Here is an 18125-nt window from a genome sequence, read left to right on the forward strand (position 1 = left end):
ATTTTTAGAGTTTTAATTGTTCGCAAATTTATATTCAGGATACTGTGCTTCGAGTAATTCTTCTGACTTTTTAGGGATTAACTCTAAAGTGATGTAAGACACTAATATTAAAAGAACCGAAAAGACAGAAATAAAAAGCGTAAACTCTTTTCTATGCATCAGTTCTGCTAATCGAAAAATATTATATACATTAGAAAAAAAGACAATAAAGTTAGTAGATGCCATTTTAAAAATGATATCTTCTAATAACCAGTTTTTACCAGTTTCTTTTACTCGCTGCTTTTGTTGCTTGATTAAAAATTGACATCTAATTATTATAAAAAGGAAAAAGAAAACTTCTAAACCGTAGAAAAAATACTTTCCATAATATGGTATTTGGAATAAAAAATAAAAGATAAAAACAGAACTTAGAGTTAAAATTATTTTAGGTAGCGTAAACCATTGTTTTAGGTAGCTCCAAATAATTTTTCTGTACTTTTTATTCATTTGCTTTTGTTTTTCTTCAACGACATTCATAAACCCAAAAACACCAAATTTTTTGAACGATTTATCGCGAGCTTGCTCAAAAGTGAGTGTTGGATTTTCTTCCCAAATTTGTTCAATATCGTTAGCTAAGTGATCTACTAACTCTGTTTGCACATCATAATGCTCAACAAAATGTTGACGTGTAAACTTGTATAATTGTTCTATATGTTGGTCGGTTAGTTTCATAGTATTTAAGCTAAATTTTTAAGGCGCTTTTCAATGTTTGATTTTTCATTTAGATAACATTTAAAAACTAAAATATTAACTATTAAAGCTATAGCACATTTATATAGAAGAAAAGGAGAATAACTACTTTCACTAAAAATAGGGGTAATTCCAGGAAAGTGAAAAGAGACAATGTAGTTGAACATAAAAATAGATGCATAAGCATGAATAATTTTAATAGCCCCAAATTTCTTTTTAAACTGATTAAACTTTATCGTAAAATAAAAGAAACTAAGAAAAAATGAAACAAAGACAACTTCACTCGCATATTTTAAGTTAAAGTTTTCCAAGAGATTAATAGCAAATAAAAAGAGTAAAATAGCTATAAAATTAATAGGTTTTATAGATTCTTTAAAAACAGTAACAAGTGTTCTTTTTATGTTAAACCAAAAAGCTTTTCTTTTTTGTTTTTTATAGCTTTCGAAGTATTCCTTTTTTCTGCTAAGCATATATTTGATAAAAGGAGTTTGAAATCCATTATACTCAAAAAAAGCATTTGTATCTTCGACTGTATTTTCAATTTCAGTAGCAATATGATCTACCATTTCAAAACGGATATCGAGATATTCAATTCCTATTCCTTCTAAAAAAAGATCTATTTTTTTAATTTGTTCTTTCGTTAATTCCATAGCTTATACCAATACGTTAGGGTACTGTTTTTTTATGGTTTGTTTATTTTGATAAAAAACATATTCCCCAGACCAATAAAAAAGCAGTAATAAAACAAATACTCCTAAATGAATTAAATTATAATTATTATTGGTGAAACTTTGGTCACTTCTGAAGGTAACACTACTATTAAAAAAGATAAAAAGAGAGTTTATAAGGTTTAAAAACATGTCTGACTTATTCAGAACAAGAAATTTATCTTTTTTACTTCCAATGTTAGTAGTTACTCGAATGAACAATTGTGCTATAATAAAAAGACCAATTCCACTAAGTAAATTGAAGAAATGTTCTTTGTTTTCAAAGAGGTTCATTAATTCTTTAAATAGATAAAAAATAGCAATTGTTATTATGAGTTTAGGTAATTTAAAAAACGATTGTAAGTGTAAAAAAGTCAGCTTATAAAAACGTTTGTGAACAGTATCGGTTTTTGTTTTTAATAAATTTTTAAAGCCTTGGTCGCTAAACTTTTTATGTTCTTCTATAATAGCTTTTTTGATATTTAAATTAGGTTCTTTTTCTAGACGATGCTCTAAAATTGAGGCAAAATGGTCTACTAATTCAGCTTTTACATCATAAAATTTAATACCACAAGCATTGATGTAGTTGTCAATTTCTTGTATTTGTTCTTTTGTTAATTCCATAGCTTAAAAAATTATTCCAAACTAAACTTAGGGTTTACCAATTGTTGCATGGTACTTAAAAACTCCTGCATTTCTGAAATACGATTAGCAGTTTCTTTCGTTCCATTTTCTGTAAGTTTATAATATTTACGTAAGCGATTACCAACTTTAGCAACTTCAACATCTAACAAGCCTTCTGCTTCAAGTTTGTGTAGGGCAGGATACAAAGCGCCTTCAGTAATTTTTAGTTCACCTTTGGTAAGTTCTTTTACTTTTTGTGTGATTTCGTATCCGTACATTTTATCATTTTGAGCTAATAACTTCAAAATAATAGTTTGTAAAGAGCCTTTATATAATTTCTGATTTCCCATTGTGTCAATATTGAATGGTTGCTTTTTTGTGTTTGCGACTCGCAACAAATATACATAATTTTCTTATGTATAAAATTCTTAGGTATACTTTTTACAAAAACCCTGACTTTTGTTCGTGCTGAGTTTCTTATTTTTGTAATCCTTATAAAATGAATAAATGTCTACATTTCACAAACTACGTATTGAAAAAATAATAAAGGAAACGGCAGATGCTGTTTCAATTTTATTTGATGTTCCTGCTGAGTTAGCAAGTAATTATACCTTTATTGCAGGACAATATATTACCATAAAAGCCAATTTAGATGATAAGGAAATAAGAAGAGCTTATTCTATTTGTGCTTCACCTAACAGTAAACAAATAAAAGTAGCTGTAAAAGCTGTTGATCATGGAAAATTCTCAACCTATGCTACTACGAAATTAAAAGAGAATACTTTTTTAGAAATTTCTGAGCCAGAAGGAAAGTTTATCATAGAGCCTCAAGCGCAAAAGAATTATTTAGCTTTTGCTGCAGGAAGTGGTATTACACCAGTTTTATCGATGGTAAAAGCAGTGTTAGAAAATGAACCAACTTCAACAATTACTTTGGTTTTTGGAAACAAGAAAGCAGAGAGTACTATTTTTTACGATGAATTAAATGAGTTAGCAGAAAAACATCCTTCTCAATTAAATTTACACTATGTATTTAGCCAAGAGGTGAGAACGAATACTAAGTTTGGTAGAATTGACAAAGGACTTGTAAATTACTTCGTAAAGAATATTCATAAAGATATTGCTTTTGATTCTGTATATTTATGTGGACCAGAAGAGATGATTCAAACGGTTTCTAATACACTACAAGAAGATGGGTTTGATGAAAGAGATATCAATTTTGAATTATTTACTGCAAGCGTTTCAGATGAAGAAGCAGCGTTAAATATTCCTGATGGAAAATCTGAAATCACTGTACTGTTAGATGATGAAGAGCATACTTTTATGATGGAGAAGACAGATACGGTTTTAGCGGCTTCTTTACACCATAAATTAGATGCTCCTTATTCTTGTCAAGGAGGGGTTTGCAGTAGTTGTATTGCAAAAGTTACCGAAGGAGAAGCAGTAATGGCGAAAAACTCAATTTTAACAGACGAAGAATTAGAAGAAGGATTAATTCTTACGTGTCAAGCGCATCCGACGACTCAGAAGATTGTGGTAGATTTTGACGATGTTTAGTAAGTCGTAACTTTATAACTATGGATTTCTACGATTTTAAAAACGCTTTTTTAGTAGGTGTTTTTATGGCTTTTATGATAGGGCCAGTGTTTTTTATGCTAATAAAAACAAGTATTTTAAAAGGTGCTCGAGCAGCTATTGCCTTTGATCTTGGGGTGATTTTAGGGGATATTTCTTTTATGTTAATTGCCTATTTTGGAAGTAGAAGTCTGTTAGAAAAAATAAAAGACGATCCGCGGTTGTTTCTTATCGGCGGATTGGTCTTAATTGTTTACGGATTAATTACGTATTTAGATAAAAACAATAAAAAGGAAGCAGAAGCACCTGATGTTGCTTTACCAGAAAGCAACAACTACCTAAAACTGTTGCTTAAAGGATTCTTTTTAAACTTTATCAATATTGGAGTCTTAGCGTTTTGGTTAGGATTGATTGTGGTAATTGGTCCTACTTACGATATGAATCCGAAGTATTTAGTATGGTATTTTGGTACTGTAATAGCAGGATATATGATTACCGATTTAGGAAAGATACTTTTAGCAAAACAATTAAAAAGTAGATTAACTCCTTTAGTTATTTACCGTATAAAACGCGGAATGGGAATATTACTCATCGTTTTCGGAGCTTTCCTAATGTTGAAAGGCTTTATTCCTAATGAAAAAATTGATAATCTGATTGAAAAAGTAGAATCTATAGATTAAACTACGGAAAAGCTCCGGGGAATTTATTCCTTGGCTATGCTCTTCGATTAAAAGCCAATAATCATTTTGGCTATTGAAAAGTAAATTAGAATTCCAAAAATATCATTACTGGTTGTAATAAAAGGTCCTGTTGCAATAGCAGGATCTATTCCATATTTATCTAAAATTAACGGAATAGAGGTACCAACCAAACCAGCGACAATAATAACTGAAAATAGTGAAGTAGAAATCGCTAAAGCTACTTGAAAATCCCCTTTGGCTATCCATACAAAAGAGAATAATAAAATAGCTAAGATTACCCCATTAAGCATTGCTAAAGAAACTTCTTTTAATAAACGATTCCAGATAGAACCTTTAATTCCGTCATTAGCTAAACCTTGTACAATAATTGCTGAGGATTGTACTCCTACATTACCCGCCATCGCCGCAATTAGTGGTGTAAATAAAAAGAGAATAGGACTTTTTTCCATAGCATCTTGAAAAACTCCCATAATGCTAGCAGCACTCAGTCCACCAACCATTCCTAAGAATAACCAAGGTAAACGTGCTTTGGTTAAGGCAAAAATACTATCTTCAGAATCTACATCTTGGGTAATACCGGCAGCTAATTGGTAATCTTTTTCAGCTTCCTCTTTAATTACATCAACAATATCATCAATGGTAATTCTTCCTACTAAAACACCTAATTCATCAACAACAGGAATCGCTTCAAGGTCATATTTACTCATAATATTAGCAACTTCTTCTGCTTTATCATGAACATGAACAAAATCTACTTTAGGAATATAAACATCTGATATTTTAGCACGGGTAGACGCCATTAAAAGGTCTTTTAAAGACAAACGTCCTTTCAGTTTCCCTTCATCGTCTACTACGTAAATGGAGTGTACTCTGGTTACTTCTTCTGCTTGCAAACGCATTTTTTTAACACAGGTAAGTACATTCCAGTTTTCATTAACCTTTACAAGCTCTTTAGCCATTAATCCCCCAGCAGAATCTTCATCGTAACGTAATAATTCAACGATTTCTTTGGCGTGTTCACGGTCTTCAATTTGTTGAATTACATCTTGTTTACGCTCTTCTGGAAGTTCAGCAATGACATCGGCAGCATCATCGGTATCTAATTCATCAATTTCTTCGGCAATTTCTTTAGCAGAAAGTTGTTCAAGAATGTTTTCACGAACTTCCTCATCAACATCCATTAATACTTCTGAAGTGGTTTCGCTGTCTAGTAATCGAATGATATATACAGCATCATCAAAAGACAATTCATCTAATACTTCTGCAATATCTGCATGGTGGAAGTCTGAGAAAAATTTAGAAAGCGATTTATCTTTCTGATTTTGTATAAGATCTTCTACGCGCTCTAGTAAGTCTTTCGTAATTTCTAATGCCATCGTTTACGATTTTAGCCGATAATAGAGAGTTGAATATTCTAAAACTAACTTAAAAATAAGCGTTTAACTGTTGTCTTGCGCTATTTTTTGTGTCAATTCTATGAATTTTTGTACCGATAATTGCTCGGGACGCATCGCAAATATAGGGTCTTCTTTTAAGGTATCCGAAAGATTGAAAGATTTTAAGCTTGAACGCAACATTTTTCTTCGTTGATTGAAAGCAGTTTTTACGACTCTAAAGAATAATTTTTCATCTACAGGAAGTGTATAGTTTTCTTTTCTGATAAGACGAATAACTCCAGAATCTACTTTTGGAGGTGGGTTGAAAACTGACGGAGGAACGGTAAATAAATACTCAGCATCGTAAAAAGCCTGCGTTAATACGGATAATATTCCGTAGGTTTTGCTTCCTTCTTTTTCAGCAATTCGTTCAGCTACTTCTTTTTGAAACATTCCTGAAAATTCAGGAACATACTCTCTGTTTTCAATCGCTTTAAAAACAATTTGTGATGAAATATTGTAAGGAAAGTTTCCTATAATAGCTACTTGTTGTTTGTTGAATATTTCTGTAAAGTTCTTTTTTAAGAAATCACCTTCAATGATATTAAATTTTTCTTTTGAAGTGTCTAACTTAATATGTTCAACAGGAAAGGTGTCTTGTAAATAAACCACCGATTCAGAATCAAGTTCCATTACGGTAACTTTAGGCTTTTTTTCTAATAAATACTTTGTTAAAACCCCCATTCCAGGACCGATTTCTAATACGTTATCGTATCCGTTTTCGGTTAAAGTATCAGCTATTTTTTTTGCGATGTTTTCATCGTTTAAAAAATGCTGTCCTAAATGTTTTTTAGCTCTTACGGTCATTCTTTATTGTATCTATTTGGTTGGTGGTTTTATTGTTAAGGCAATAAATGTTAGTCCAAAACCTATCCCGCTAATTACTCCACTAATGGTTTCCCAAGGGTTATTATCATAAGTGTAATATCCCATAACTCCACCTAAAGTTGCTATGAGTATTCCTACGATTATGAGTAGTTTTTTCTTTTGATAGATTTTTTCTTGCATTTTTAATTACTATTCACTGTCGGATAAAACTCATTAACTACTTTAAGTTCTGTACGGAATGCTAGCATTTTATCTGCAAATTTTATTAATCCGTCATTACGTAATTTATCTGCACTGTACTTGTAGTAGTTATCCAAATCTTCACGAGTTCTTGCTGTATATTGAATAGAATAGGTAATTCCTCCCATTTCTTCTTCAACCAGTACTTGCGTCATTTTTGCACTGATAAAATGCCCCGTTGCTAACACTTCTGGGATATGGTTTTCAATCCAAATTAACCATTCGGCGTGGATACTTTCGTCTATATTTACGGTTACGTTGTATATGTACATCTTTTTATAATTTAGTAAGTGATGAATTAATCTATTAAACAAGCTTTACTTGGTTGATAAATAGTGAAATTGTTGCTTTAATTAATATCGTCTCCTCTTAGTTTTCTGAACTTTTTACGAGCTTCTACTAAATAGATGCTCGAAGGGTGGTCAAAAATAATCTTTTGATAGTATTCTTTAGCCTTTTCTGGGTTATTTAATTCGTTGTTGTATAATTCTGCCATGTAGTAATATACATCATCAACATAAATTCCTTTTTTATCTAAGGCTATGATTTTAGCATAATTTAAAATAGCTTCATCAAATAGCTTCTTTTTAATAAATAACTGAGCTTGTTTAAATAAGGCTTCGTCTTCAATAGCTTGTCCTCTATAAGTTGTAATAATTTCACTTAAAACAACAATAGCTTCGTCGTTTTTATTCTGAAAAGCTAACAAATCGGCTTTAGCATATTCTTTCAATCCAGAAGATATACTGTCTTTAGGTTCGTTGTCTGAAATAGTTAAAAACAGGTTTGCTGCATCGTTGGCAATAAGTTGAGATGCTGACCCTTTTAAAACTTTTAGTTGTGCTTTAGCCCATTTAAAGTCGTTTTTAAAGTAAGATGCTTGGGCTACCTTAAAACGAGCTTCTTGCCCAATATTATGATTTTTAAATAATGTTTGTACTTGTGAATAATAAATGAGAGCTTTATTGAATTTACCCATGTACACTAAAACATCTCCCAACTTTAATTTTATAGAAGCTTTTATAAACCTTGAGTTAGAAAAATCTAAAGATTTTTGTAGAATAACTTCAGCTTCTTCAGGGGTGTTTTTGGTAAAGGTTAAATAATCGGCATAAGCTATTTGGGTGAATAATGTTTTTGAATTTATACCGTATTCTTTAAAAATAGCATCAAAACGTTGGTCAATGTCTGGTTGGCTTGTATCTATAGCTATTCTCAGATTGTTGTTTATGGCTTCAAACTTATCTCTTGGGTAATTGGTGTTTTCAATAATAAGATCAAAACATTCTTTAGCAGTTTCGTAGTCTTTATTTTCCAAAGCTATTTTACCTAGTTCATTAATCCTATTTAAATTATCAGGATCTCTGGCAAACAATGCTTTGCTTTGAATAAGTGCTTTGCTGTATTCTTTTTGCCTAATAAACAACCAAGAAAGTAGGTCGTTCCAAATGTCTTTTGGGTTACTTATAGATCTTTTTAATAAAGCTTTTTTGAATAAAATATTATTTTCATCTTCACTATCATCGGTTAAGTATTTACCAGCATAACGTTTAACATTGTTGAGGTAGCCTTCGTTTTTATCAACCAAATCGATGTATGATTCGAACATTTGTTTAAAATCACCTTTTTCACCATAAATTTGAGCCATTTGAAACCCATAATTAGCTTTCGGATTTATATCCATTATTTTTTGAAAGGTTTCAATAGCTAAATCTAGTTTGCTGTAATTTTTAAACATACCAGCAATTAATGCTCCGTAATTAGCCTTGTTATTAATGGATTCTATTGCTAATTGATAGTGTTTGTTTGCAGTATCTATTTTTTCTTGACGTTCGAAGTTGTGACCTAGAACAACATGCAAGTAAGCTAAATTTGGTTTTTCTTTTAACTTTTGAAAAAGAAGCTCTTCAGCAACTGAAAATTGTTCGGTTTCTTGGTAGCAAGTAATTAATCTTTCTAAATAAGTAGTGTTGTAAGGGCTTTGGTTGTATAACTCTTTATATAACTGAATTGCTTTTTCATATTCATTATTTCTAAAATAATTTTCAGCAATGATAAATTCGTTTTGTTGTGCATGACAAAACAAACTAAATACCAGTAAATTAAATAGAATAACGACTCTTTTCATTTATCAAAAATACTGAACATAATTGTTAAAATACTATTAAAAGGGGTGCTTTTTTGAAAAGTACTGTAACATTTTGGCACGAACTTTGTCTTATTAGTAAAACAACTAAACAATGTTAATTATGAAAAACTTTACTACACAATACGAGATAGCAAAGCAGAATGCAAATGAGTTTATGAGAAAAGGTCAAATAACTCAATATTTTGAAGCATTGCTTGAAATGAACAAATACAAGAGATTAATGGTAGCGGTAGTTGCCAACTAAACATATTTTTTTTCAATGGGGATTGATTAATTAAAAATCCCAAGCATCGTAATTGAGGCTTGGGATTTTTTCATTTTTATATTGAAGATTGATTAATCAATCATATCAAAACCACAGTAAGGAACTAATACTTCAGGAATTTTAATTCCGTTTTCAGTTTGGTAATTCTCTAAAATACCAGCCAACACACGAGGTAAGGCTAAAGAGCTTCCGTTTAAAGTGTGTACTAATTGACTCTTTCCTTCTTTATTTTTGAAACGTAACTTTAAACGATTTGCTTGAAAAGTCTCAAAATTTGAAGCAGAACTAATTTCTAACCAACGTTCTTGAGCAGTTGAGTATAATTCAAAATCAAAAGTTAAGGCAGAAGTAAATCCTGTATCACCACCACATAAACGTAAAATACGATACGGTAATTTTAATTCACGTAAAATTTCCTTGATATGTTCTACCATTCCGTTTAAGGCATTGTAAGAATTATCAGGGTGCTCAACACGAACAATTTCTACTTTATCAAATTGATGTAAACGATTTAATCCACGAACATGTGCTCCGTAGCTTCCCGCTTCACGACGAAAACAAGGGGTGTAACCAGTTACAGTAATTGGTAAATCATTTTCTTGTACGATTTCATCTCTAAACATATTGGTTACTGGAACTTCAGCTGTAGGAATTAAGTATAAGTTATCTCCAGTTACATGATACATTTGTCCTTCTTTGTCAGGTAACTGACCCGTACCAAAACCAGAAGCTTCATTTACCAAATGAGGAACTTGTACTTCATTATAACCAGCCGCTGTATTCTTGTCTAAGAAATAGTTGATTAAAGCACGTTGTAAACGAGCTCCTTTTCCTTTATATACAGGAAAACCAGCACCTGTAATTTTTACACCTAATTCAAAATCGATGATATCGTATTTCTTAGCTAATTCCCAGTGAGGTAACGCATTTTCTCCTAAATCAGGAATAATTCCTTCTTTAAAAACTTCTTCATTATCTTCTTCATTCTTTCCTGCTTTTACAGAAGCATGCGGAATGTTAGGAATTTGATATAATAACTCGTTTAATTTATCAGCAGCAGCGTTTAACTCTTCAGTTAATTGTTTAGATTCCTCTTTTAATTCACCTGTTTTTGCTTTTAGTTGATTCGCTTCTTCAACTTTACCAGATTTAAAAAGACCACCAATTTCCTTGGATATTTTGTTAGATTCAGCCAATATATTGTCTAACGAAACTTGTGTAGCTCTACGTGTTTCATCAGTAGTTAATACTTCTTCAATAATTGCTTCGGCATCAGCAAAATTACGTTTTGCTAATCCGTCTAAAACAGTTTGTTTGTTTTCTCTAATAAACTGAACCTGTAACATCTTTTTAATTTTTAAGAAAAGCAAAGATAAAAGAAGCAACAGACTTAAGCAATGCTAGAGGCTAATTGTTTTGAGGTAGTTTAAAGAAGTTTCTTTGTCTTTTTTAAGTTGTGATATTAAATCGGGAACAGAATCGAACTTTTGTTCATCTCTTAAAAAGTATAACAGTTCAATGGTTAACTCTTTATCATATAGGTTTTGGTTGAAATCAAAAAAGTGGACTTCAATGGTTTGGTATTCGCCATCAACAGTAGGACGATTTCCAATATTCATCATTCCGTAAACAGAAGCATTGTGTATAGTTGATTTGACAACGTAAACTCCAGTTTTAGGAATCAATTTATACTCTTCAAAAACATCAATATTAGCAGTAGGAAATCCTATTTTGCCGCCTAATTGTTTGCCGTTTACAACTTTTCCTGTGAGAGAAAAGTTATATCCTAAATAGTTGTTAGCGGTTTTTAACTGACCGTTAGCAAGTGCTTTTCTAATTTTGGTAGAGCTTACAGAAACTTCATCAATATCTTGAGCAGGAATTTCTTCCACCGTAAAATCGTATAAATGAGAATATTCGGTTAGTTGTTCAATGTTTCCTTCTCTATTTTTTCCGAAGTGATGATCGTATCCAATGATTAATTTAGAAATGTTTAGTCGATTCACTAGAACATCTCGAACAAAGTCTAAAGCAGTAAGTCTTGAAAACTCTTTACTAAACGGATGAATGATTAAATAATCTAATCCCAATTTTTCAAGATGTTGTGCACGTTCATCAATTGTATTAATCAATTTGATAGAAACGTCTTTTTGTAACACCATTCTAGGGTGTGGAAAAAAAGTAAGTAGTACCGATTTTTTTCCGCTAGATTTTGCTTCATGCACTAGCTTTTCAATAATTTTTTGATGCCCAATGTGCACACCATCAAAAGTACCAATGGTAACTATTGTTTTTTGAGTAGGAGTGAAGTCAAAAATAGAATGTGTAATTTCCAAGGTTACAAATAAATTTAGGCAAAAATACAATTTGTATAAGAGGATAAATAATATTTCAAGAATAAAATCTAAAATTCAGATTTAGTAAAAAAATTATCTAATTATTTAATAAAATAGTAAAAAAGAACAGGATATATTTCGTAAATGAAAAAAAATTGTATTTTGCAAAGCAGTTAACAAATTATTTTACATTATGATGAAAAAACTATTACTTGTTGCATTTGTGCTATTTGGCACAGCAATAATGGTTGCTCAAACTACCATTACAGGTACGGTAAAAGACGTCTCATTAGGAGAGCCTATTCCGGGAGCAAACATTAAGGTTTCAAGAAAAGCAGTTGGTACTTCTACTGATTTTGACGGAAAGTTTACAATGACGGTAACAGATACCCCACCGTTTACAATTGAAATCTCTTCTTTAGGGTATCAAACACAAACAGTTGAAATAACTAAAAACAACCAAGTTGTTGAGGTTAGCTTAACCGAAAATGCTACTTCGTTAGATGAAGTTGTTATCTCAGCTTCTAGAACCCCAGAACGTGTTATGGAATCGCCTGTAACTATTGAACGTTTTGATTCAAGAGCGATTAAAAATACCGCTTCTGCATCGTATTATGATGGTTTAGAAAATTTAAAAGGAGTAGATATTAACTCAGGAGGTTTAACATTTAAAACAGTTAACACTCGTGGTTTTGCTACTTTTGGTAATGAGCGTTTTGTTCAGTTGGTTGATGGAATGGATAATGCATCTCCAGCATTAAACTTTGCAATTGGAAACTTATTAGGAATTTCTGAAGTAGATGTAAAAAGTGTTGAAATTTTACCAGGAGCCGCTTCTGCTCTATATGGGGCTAACGCATTTAACGGTATTATGTTAATGCGTAGTGAAAACCCATTTAATGAACAAGGAATTAGTGTAGGTTTAAAAGCAGGTTTAACAAGTCAAGAAGCAGCAGGAGACAATGGTTATTATGATGCTACTATCAAAATGGCACATGCTTTTGATGATTATTTTGCAGTTAAAGCTAGTTTCTCTTATTTGAAAGGAGAAGAATGGCATGCTACTGATTATAGAAACACAACAGGTATCGGTGGTACATATATTCCAGGTATGAGTCATAATGATGATCCTAATTATGATGGCGCAAATACTTATGGAGATGAAGTTTCTGTTGATTTAGGAGGAGCTATTGGAAAAGTTAGTAGAACAGGATATAGAGAGGTAGATTTAATGTCTAACGAAGCAAAAAGTGTAAAGTTCAATGGAGCTATTCACTATCGTCCATTAGGAAATGATCGAGTAGAAATAATATGGAACTCTAAATATGGTACAGGTAATACTATTTACCAAGGACAAAACCGTTACAATCTTGCTAATTTCTTTATGGAGCAACACAAATTAGAAGTTAGAGGTAAAAACTTCTTTGTTAGAGGATATTACGCAGGTGAAGACGCAGGAGATTCTTACGATACTCGTTTTGCTGCAATCAATATAAATGGCAAATGGAAAGATAATACAGCTTGGTTTCAAGAATATGCGGGAGCATATTTAATGCATGGATCACATGATATAGCTAGAGAGTTTGCTGATAGAAACAGACCAGAACCTGGTTCTGCTGAATTTACAAGATTATTTAATGAGGTGACTTCTGACCCAGACTTATTAACAGGATCTAAGTTTAGAGATAATACAAGTTATTATCATGCAGATGCAAACTTAAATTTACGTGATTATATCGATTGGGCTGAGGTTCAAGTTGGAGGTTCTTATAGACAATATAGATTAAACTCTTACGGAACTATTTATACTGATAATGACGGGCCAATTAAATATGGAGAATATGGTGTATATACACAAATCCAAAAGAAAATGATGGATGATCGTTTAAAGTTTACAGCTTCTGCACGTTATGATAAGTCAGATAACTTTGATGGTAACTTCACACCAAGAGTTTCATTAGCTTATGCAGCAGGTGAAAGTAAAAACCACAACTTTAGAGCATCTTTTCAAACAGGATTCCGTAATCCTACAACACAAGATCAATACATTGGTTTAGCTACAGGAGCAGGATACATTTTAGGAACAGCTCCAGATAATATTGATCGTTTTTCTGCTACTGCACAAACTACAACAGGGACTTTTACCTTAACAGGTCAAGATGTACTTAATAGAGGGTATTCAGCGGCTTCAATTACTGAAAAAGCAGATGCACCAAACGATCCAAGTGTTCCAGATCCTTCTCTAGTTAAAACAGCTTTGGTAAATCCAGAAAAAGTAAAGTCATTTGAAATAGGTTATCGAGCAGCGCTTCCTTTAGGAGAAAACAAGTTATCAGTAGATTTTAGTACTTATTATAATATGTACTCTGACTTTATTTCAAATAAAGACGTGGTTGTTTTAGTTGACCCTACGACACAACCTACTCTTAGTAATTTACAAAATAGAGACTTGATAAGAACTTTTAGTGTAAAGACAAACTCAACAGTAGATGTAAATTCATACGGAGTAGGTTTAGGATTAAACACTAAAATTTTTAATGGATTTGATATAGGATTAAATTATACATGGTCTAGATTTGATTTTGATCAAGCAGCTGACCCAGATTTCGAAGCAGGTTTTAATACACCTGAGCATAAAGTAAAAATGCAATTTGGACACCCAAATTTATTTGAAAATTTTGGTTTTAACATTAGTGCACGTTGGCAAGATGAGTTTTATTGGCAATCTACTTTCTTAGAAGGCACAATAGAAGAAAGAACAGTTCTTGATGCTCAAGTTAACTACTCTATCCCATCAATAAAGTCTGTGTTTAAAGTAGGAGGTTCTAATTTAACAGGAAAAGAATACTTAAGTGCCCCAGGAGTGGGAGCTGTTGGTTCTCAATACTACATTTCATGGACTATCAACAACTAAAAAAAGAAACAATGAAAAACACAATAAAATATACTTTTTTATCTGCGTTATTTTTAGGTTTTGCTGCCTGTGATGTAGATAATACCTTACCAGAAATTAAAGAAGAAGCTGAAGCAGAAAACAACATAGCTTTAAGTGCAGGAAGTGTAGACTTTTCAAGTTATATAGCAGTAGGAGGTTCTTTTACAGCAGGGTATACTGATGGAGCTTTGTTCAAGATTGGACAACAAAATTCTTTTCCAAATATTTTAGCAAGTAAATTTGCTATGGTAGGAGGTGGAGATTTTAATCAACCTTTAATGGAAGATAATATTGGGGGAATGATTCATCCAGTAACAGGTGATGTTGTTTTAGACCCAAGGTATTATTTTGATGCTACAACAGGGTTACCAACAGGGCTTGATAAAACGCCAACAACCATAGCAGGTTATCCAGCAACAAATGCAGCAAGTTTTAGTAACTATGGAATTCCAGGAGTGAAAAGCTTTCATTTTTTAGCTCCAGGTTACGGTAGTCCTGCTGGCTTACAGGTAGAACCGGCTACGGCTAATCCTTATTTTGTTAGAATGAGTCCAACTCAATCTACCTTATTAGCTGAAATAGCATCAAAACAACCAACTTTTTTTACCTTATCTGAAATGGGAGGAAATGACGTGTTAGATTATGCTGTTGCAGGAGGTGCTGCTGGAGAAATCACTCCACAAGCAGTTTTTGAACAAGTATTTGGAGCTATTATTAACACTTTAGCACCAACTTCAGATGCTAAGGGGGTAGTGGCAAATTTACCTTATATTACAACATTACCACATTTTACAACTGTACCTTACGCTCCATTAGATCCTTCAAATGAAGAGTTTGCAGCTCAGATAGATTTACTTAATAATGTTTATGGAGCAATTAATCAGGTATACGCAGCGGCAGGTGAACCAGAAAGATCAATTGTGTTTTCTAAAACAGCGGCTAGTCCTGTAGTTATAGAAGATGAAAACGCTACTGATTTAGAACAGTATATTATTGGTGGTTTACAGGCAAGTCCTAGTTTTGTTCCTTTTGTTCAATCTCTAGGATTACCAGAGGCAGCAGCACCATTAGTAGCTCAATTATTAGGTAAGCAATATGGAAAAGCAAGATCAGCCACAGAAAATGATTTATTAGTATTACCTAGTAGTGGAATCATAGGAACAGTTAATACAGCAGCAGCAGCAGATTTGATAGCTCAAAGTGGTGGGTTATTGCCAGCTTCGTTAGCAGGTCAGTTTTCAGCAGAAGGAATAACATTACCACTGTCTGATAAATGGGTGTTAACTCCAGAAGAACAAGCAGAAATTAAAACAGCTACAGATGGATATAATACAACAATAAAAGCAATGGCGGAAGCTAAAGGATTGGCTTTTGTTGACTTAAAAGCTCTTTTAGAAAAAGCTTCTACTACAGGTTTAGAGTTTGGAGACTACAACTTAAATACGAGTTTAGCAACTGGAGGTTTAGTGAGTTTAGATGGAATTCATTTAACAGCTAGAGGATATGCGTTAATGGCTAACCAAATGTTATTAGCGATTGATGAAGCATATGGTTCTAATTTTGAAGTTGCTAAAGATGGTTTAGCAAAAGCAGTAGATTATCCTACAAACTATTCGCCTTTCTTACAATAAACAAACAGAATTTAGAAAACAAAAAAGCTGAGGATTAGTCCTCAGCTTTTTTTTTGTTCTTATCAGAATTGATAATGTATTTTTTATACTTACCATCTTTGTACCTATGGTATATAAATATAGGCATTAATACAAAAGACATGTATAAAACGCCTAAGCCCATTACAACTTGACCTTTGGGATGGTCAGTGTTTAAAAGATAAGCTCCTACAATCATCCATAGTAAAAAAATTACAAATAATATTTTAAGTAATGTCTTCATCTGTTCTTTTGAAATAGTTTTCTAATACAAAAATAAAAATCCTAAACGGTTAGGCTTAGGATTTTTGCTTGTTTTATGGTTTTAAAAGACTATGCTTCCATTTTTTGTAACCAAGAACGTACATTTACCTCTTGATTAATAATATTGCTTAATTCTTCTATTTTAACACGTTTTTGCTCCATTGTATCTCTATGACGAATAGTAACAGTATTGTCTTCTAAAGTGTCATGATCAACAGTAATACAGAAAGGAGTTCCTGCAGCATCTTGACGACGATATCTTCTACCTACAGCGTCTTTGTCATCATAAGAAACGTTGAAATCCCATTTTAAATCATCTACAATTTTACGAGCTATTTCTGGCAATCCGTCTTTTTTAACTAATGGTAAAATAGCCGCTTTTGTTGGGGCTAAAACAGCAGGTAATTTTAATACTGTTCTAGTAGTACCGTTTTCTAATTCTTCTTCTTGTAAAGAGTTAGAGAAAACAGCTAAGAACATTCTGTCTAAACCGATAGAAGTTTCTACTACGTATGGTACATAGTTTTTGTTTTCTTCAGGATCAAAATATTGTAATTTCTTTCCAGAAAATTCTTCATGTGCTTTTAAATCAAAGTCTGTACGCGAGTGAATTCCTTCTAACTCTTTAAAACCGAATGGAAATTTAAATTCAATATCAGCGGCAGCATCAGCATAATGCGCTAATTTTTCATGGTCATGGAAGCGATAGTTATCGGTACCCATTCCTAATGATAAATGCCATTTTAAACGCGTTTCTTTCCACTTCTCATACCATTCTTTTTGAGTTCCTGGTTTTACAAAAAACTGCATTTCCATTTGCTCAAATTCACGCATTCTAAATATAAACTGACGTGCAACAATTTCGTTACGGAAAGCTTTACCAGTTTGTGCAATTCCGAAAGGAATTTTCATACGTCCAGTTTTTTGTACGTTTAAAAAATTCACAAAAATTCCTTGAGCCGTTTCAGGACGTAAATATACTTGCATAGCACTATCTGCAGAAGCTCCTAATTGAGTACCAAACATTAAGTTGAATTGCTTTACTTCTGTCCAGTTTTTAGAACCAGTTAACGGATCAGCAATTTCTAACTCTTCAATTAAGGCTTTAACATCCGCTAAATCTTCATTTTCTAAGGATTTAGCTAACCTGCTTAAAATAGTATTAATTTTTTCTTGATACTCTAAAACTCTTCCGTTCGTTGAAACAAACTCTTCCTTATTAAAAGCATCTCCAAAACGTTTTGCAGCTTTTGCTACTTCTTTATCAATTTTTGCTTCAATTTTAGCACAGTAATCTTCTACTAAAACATCAGCTCTATATCGTTTTTTAGAATCTTTATTGTCGATTAATGGATCGTTAAAAGCATCAACGTGCCCAGAAGCTTTCCAGGTAGTTGGGTGCATTAATATTGACGCATCAATACCTACAATGTTTTCGTGCATTTGCACCATTGCTTTCCACCAATAATCGCGAATATTCTTCTTTAATTCTACTCCGTTTTGAGCATAATCATACACCGCACTTAAACCATCGTAAATTTCAGATGATTGGAATACATAACCGTATTCTTTAGCGTGCGATAAAACTTTTTTAAATTGATCTTCTTGTTTTGCCATACTGCAAAAATAAAATAAGGATTTAAACTTAGGGTATTGAAAAAGAAAAAAGTGAAGAATTTAGTAAACT

General features: G+C 32.3%; 18 protein-coding genes. 5 read left to right on the forward strand and 13 right to left on the reverse strand.

The genetic code is table 11. The annotated features are described in order from the left end of the window. Positions 1-12 precede the first annotated feature (12 nt). The 4 genes from ACR9ES_RS09205 to ACR9ES_RS09220 are packed head-to-tail and all read right to left on the reverse strand — an operon-like array spanning position 13 to position 2410. The gene (locus ACR9ES_RS09205) at positions 13-711 is read right to left on the reverse strand and encodes a hypothetical protein (RefSeq protein WP_435253995.1); all 699 of its coding nucleotides are present in this window, start codon (positions 709-711) and stop codon (positions 13-15) included. A 5-nt stretch (positions 712-716) separates the two neighbouring features. Beyond that, the gene (locus ACR9ES_RS09210) at positions 717-1379 is read right to left on the reverse strand and encodes a hypothetical protein (RefSeq protein WP_435253996.1); all 663 of its coding nucleotides are present in this window, start codon (positions 1377-1379) and stop codon (positions 717-719) included. Between the two features lie 3 nt (positions 1380-1382). Continuing rightward, entirely contained in the window at positions 1383-2060 is a 678-nt protein-coding gene (locus tag ACR9ES_RS09215) for a hypothetical protein (RefSeq protein WP_435253997.1), read from the reverse strand. A gap of 11 nt (positions 2061-2071) precedes the next feature. Continuing rightward, positions 2072-2410 carry a PadR family transcriptional regulator gene (locus ACR9ES_RS09220; protein ID WP_274634301.1) on the reverse strand — a complete coding sequence of 113 codons (339 nt, stop codon included), beginning with the start codon at positions 2408-2410 and terminating at the stop codon, positions 2072-2074. Positions 2411-2567: 157 nt separating this feature from the next. On the opposite strand from ACR9ES_RS09220, the gene ACR9ES_RS09225 reads away from it, so the two are divergent. Together ACR9ES_RS09225 and ACR9ES_RS09230 are read left to right on the forward strand one after the other, a co-directional pair. After that, positions 2568-3617: a 2Fe-2S iron-sulfur cluster-binding protein gene (locus ACR9ES_RS09225; protein ID WP_435253998.1), complete on the forward strand. Its 1050-nt coding sequence runs from the start codon at positions 2568-2570 to the stop codon at positions 3615-3617. A gap of 20 nt (positions 3618-3637) precedes the next feature. After that, complete coding sequence (locus tag ACR9ES_RS09230) at positions 3638-4315, forward strand: LysE family translocator (RefSeq protein ID WP_435253999.1); 678 nt, start codon at positions 3638-3640, stop codon at positions 4313-4315. 47 nt (positions 4316-4362) lie between these two features. Here the strand turns inward: ACR9ES_RS09230 and mgtE are convergent, their stop codons facing one another. The 5 genes from mgtE to ACR9ES_RS09255 form a co-directional block, all read right to left on the reverse strand. Next, positions 4363-5712 (reverse strand): magnesium transporter, encoded by a 1350-nt coding sequence (gene mgtE, locus ACR9ES_RS09235; protein ID WP_435254000.1) that lies wholly within the window; start codon positions 5710-5712, stop codon positions 4363-4365. Between the two features lie 63 nt (positions 5713-5775). After that, on the reverse strand, positions 5776-6579 hold the full coding sequence (gene rsmA, locus ACR9ES_RS09240; RefSeq protein ID WP_435254001.1) for a 16S rRNA (adenine(1518)-N(6)/adenine(1519)-N(6))-dimethyltransferase RsmA: 804 nt from the start codon (positions 6577-6579) through the stop codon (positions 5776-5778). Between the two features lie 12 nt (positions 6580-6591). Beyond that, entirely contained in the window at positions 6592-6780 is a 189-nt protein-coding gene (locus tag ACR9ES_RS09245; protein ID WP_120185813.1) for a hypothetical protein, read from the reverse strand. A gap of 2 nt (positions 6781-6782) precedes the next feature. After that, positions 6783-7112, reverse strand: a complete 330-nt coding sequence (locus ACR9ES_RS09250) for a DUF4286 family protein (RefSeq protein ID WP_435254002.1) — start codon at positions 7110-7112, stop codon at positions 6783-6785. A 77-nt stretch (positions 7113-7189) separates the two neighbouring features. Next, positions 7190-8968: a tetratricopeptide repeat protein gene (locus tag ACR9ES_RS09255; RefSeq protein ID WP_435254003.1), complete on the reverse strand. Its 1779-nt coding sequence runs from the start codon at positions 8966-8968 to the stop codon at positions 7190-7192. Positions 8969-9089: 121 nt separating this feature from the next. Here ACR9ES_RS09255 and ACR9ES_RS09260 point away from each other — a divergent pair, with 121 nt between their 5' ends. Beyond that, positions 9090-9233, forward strand: a complete 144-nt coding sequence (locus tag ACR9ES_RS09260) for a hypothetical protein (protein ID WP_166627718.1) — start codon at positions 9090-9092, stop codon at positions 9231-9233. 92 nt (positions 9234-9325) lie between these two features. Here ACR9ES_RS09260 and serS read toward each other — a convergent pair whose 3' ends face one another. Continuing rightward, complete coding sequence (gene serS, locus ACR9ES_RS09265; RefSeq protein ID WP_435254004.1) at positions 9326-10600, reverse strand: serine--tRNA ligase; 1275 nt, start codon at positions 10598-10600, stop codon at positions 9326-9328. Positions 10601-10654: 54 nt separating this feature from the next. Beyond that, positions 10655-11590 (reverse strand): bifunctional riboflavin kinase/FAD synthetase, encoded by a 936-nt coding sequence (locus ACR9ES_RS09270; RefSeq protein WP_435254005.1) that lies wholly within the window; start codon positions 11588-11590, stop codon positions 10655-10657. Between the two features lie 193 nt (positions 11591-11783). On the opposite strand from ACR9ES_RS09270, the gene ACR9ES_RS09275 reads away from it, so the two are divergent. Next, a complete protein-coding gene (locus ACR9ES_RS09275; RefSeq protein ID WP_435254006.1) occupies positions 11784-14504 on the forward strand; it encodes a TonB-dependent receptor in 2721 nt (906 codons plus the stop codon). 11 nt (positions 14505-14515) lie between these two features. After that, a complete protein-coding gene (locus ACR9ES_RS09280; RefSeq protein WP_435254007.1) occupies positions 14516-16156 on the forward strand; it encodes a G-D-S-L family lipolytic protein in 1641 nt (546 codons plus the stop codon). A 34-nt stretch (positions 16157-16190) separates the two neighbouring features. On the opposite strand, the gene ACR9ES_RS09285 is transcribed toward ACR9ES_RS09280, so the two are convergent. Next, on the reverse strand, positions 16191-16418 hold the full coding sequence (locus ACR9ES_RS09285) for a hypothetical protein (protein ID WP_274634827.1): 228 nt from the start codon (positions 16416-16418) through the stop codon (positions 16191-16193). A gap of 89 nt (positions 16419-16507) precedes the next feature. Continuing rightward, on the reverse strand, positions 16508-18055 hold the full coding sequence (locus ACR9ES_RS09290; RefSeq protein ID WP_435254008.1) for a glycine--tRNA ligase: 1548 nt from the start codon (positions 18053-18055) through the stop codon (positions 16508-16510). Positions 18056-18125: the final 70 nt, after the last annotated feature.

The organism is Tenacibaculum sp. A30, from assembly GCF_051200845.1.
Taxonomy (GTDB): Bacteria; Bacteroidota; Bacteroidia; order Flavobacteriales; family Flavobacteriaceae; genus Polaribacter.

Bases quoted from the DNA above. Each gene is read 5' to 3' on its own strand.
- ACR9ES_RS09285 (WP_274634827.1), bottom strand. From the start codon at position 16,418: ATGAAGACATTACTTAAAATATTATTTGTAATTTTTTTACTATGGATG.
- serS (WP_435254004.1), bottom strand. From the start codon at position 10,600: ATGTTACAGGTTCAGTTTATTAGAGAAAACAAACAAACTGTTTTAGAC.
- ACR9ES_RS09225 (WP_435253998.1), top strand. From the start codon at position 2,568: ATGTCTACATTTCACAAACTACGTATTGAAAAAATAATAAAGGAAACG.
- ACR9ES_RS09205 (WP_435253995.1), bottom strand. From the start codon at position 711: ATGAAACTAACCGACCAACATATAGAACAATTATACAAGTTTACACGT.
- ACR9ES_RS09280 (WP_435254007.1), top strand. From the start codon at position 14,516: ATGAAAAACACAATAAAATATACTTTTTTATCTGCGTTATTTTTAGGT.
- ACR9ES_RS09275 (WP_435254006.1), top strand. From the start codon at position 11,784: ATGATGAAAAAACTATTACTTGTTGCATTTGTGCTATTTGGCACAGCA.
- ACR9ES_RS09210 (WP_435253996.1), bottom strand. From the start codon at position 1,379: ATGGAATTAACGAAAGAACAAATTAAAAAAATAGATCTTTTTTTAGAA.
- ACR9ES_RS09230 (WP_435253999.1), top strand. From the start codon at position 3,638: ATGGATTTCTACGATTTTAAAAACGCTTTTTTAGTAGGTGTTTTTATG.
- mgtE (WP_435254000.1), bottom strand. From the start codon at position 5,712: ATGGCATTAGAAATTACGAAAGACTTACTAGAGCGCGTAGAAGATCTT.
- ACR9ES_RS09290 (WP_435254008.1), bottom strand. From the start codon at position 18,055: ATGGCAAAACAAGAAGATCAATTTAAAAAAGTTTTATCGCACGCTAAA.
- rsmA (WP_435254001.1), bottom strand. From the start codon at position 6,579: ATGACCGTAAGAGCTAAAAAACATTTAGGACAGCATTTTTTAAACGAT.
- ACR9ES_RS09260 (WP_166627718.1), top strand. From the start codon at position 9,090: ATGAAAAACTTTACTACACAATACGAGATAGCAAAGCAGAATGCAAAT.
- ACR9ES_RS09255 (WP_435254003.1), bottom strand. From the start codon at position 8,968: ATGAAAAGAGTCGTTATTCTATTTAATTTACTGGTATTTAGTTTGTTT.
- ACR9ES_RS09250 (WP_435254002.1), bottom strand. From the start codon at position 7,112: ATGTACATATACAACGTAACCGTAAATATAGACGAAAGTATCCACGCC.
- ACR9ES_RS09245 (WP_120185813.1), bottom strand. From the start codon at position 6,780: ATGCAAGAAAAAATCTATCAAAAGAAAAAACTACTCATAATCGTAGGA.
- ACR9ES_RS09215 (WP_435253997.1), bottom strand. From the start codon at position 2,060: ATGGAATTAACAAAAGAACAAATACAAGAAATTGACAACTACATCAAT.
- ACR9ES_RS09220 (WP_274634301.1), bottom strand. From the start codon at position 2,410: ATGGGAAATCAGAAATTATATAAAGGCTCTTTACAAACTATTATTTTG.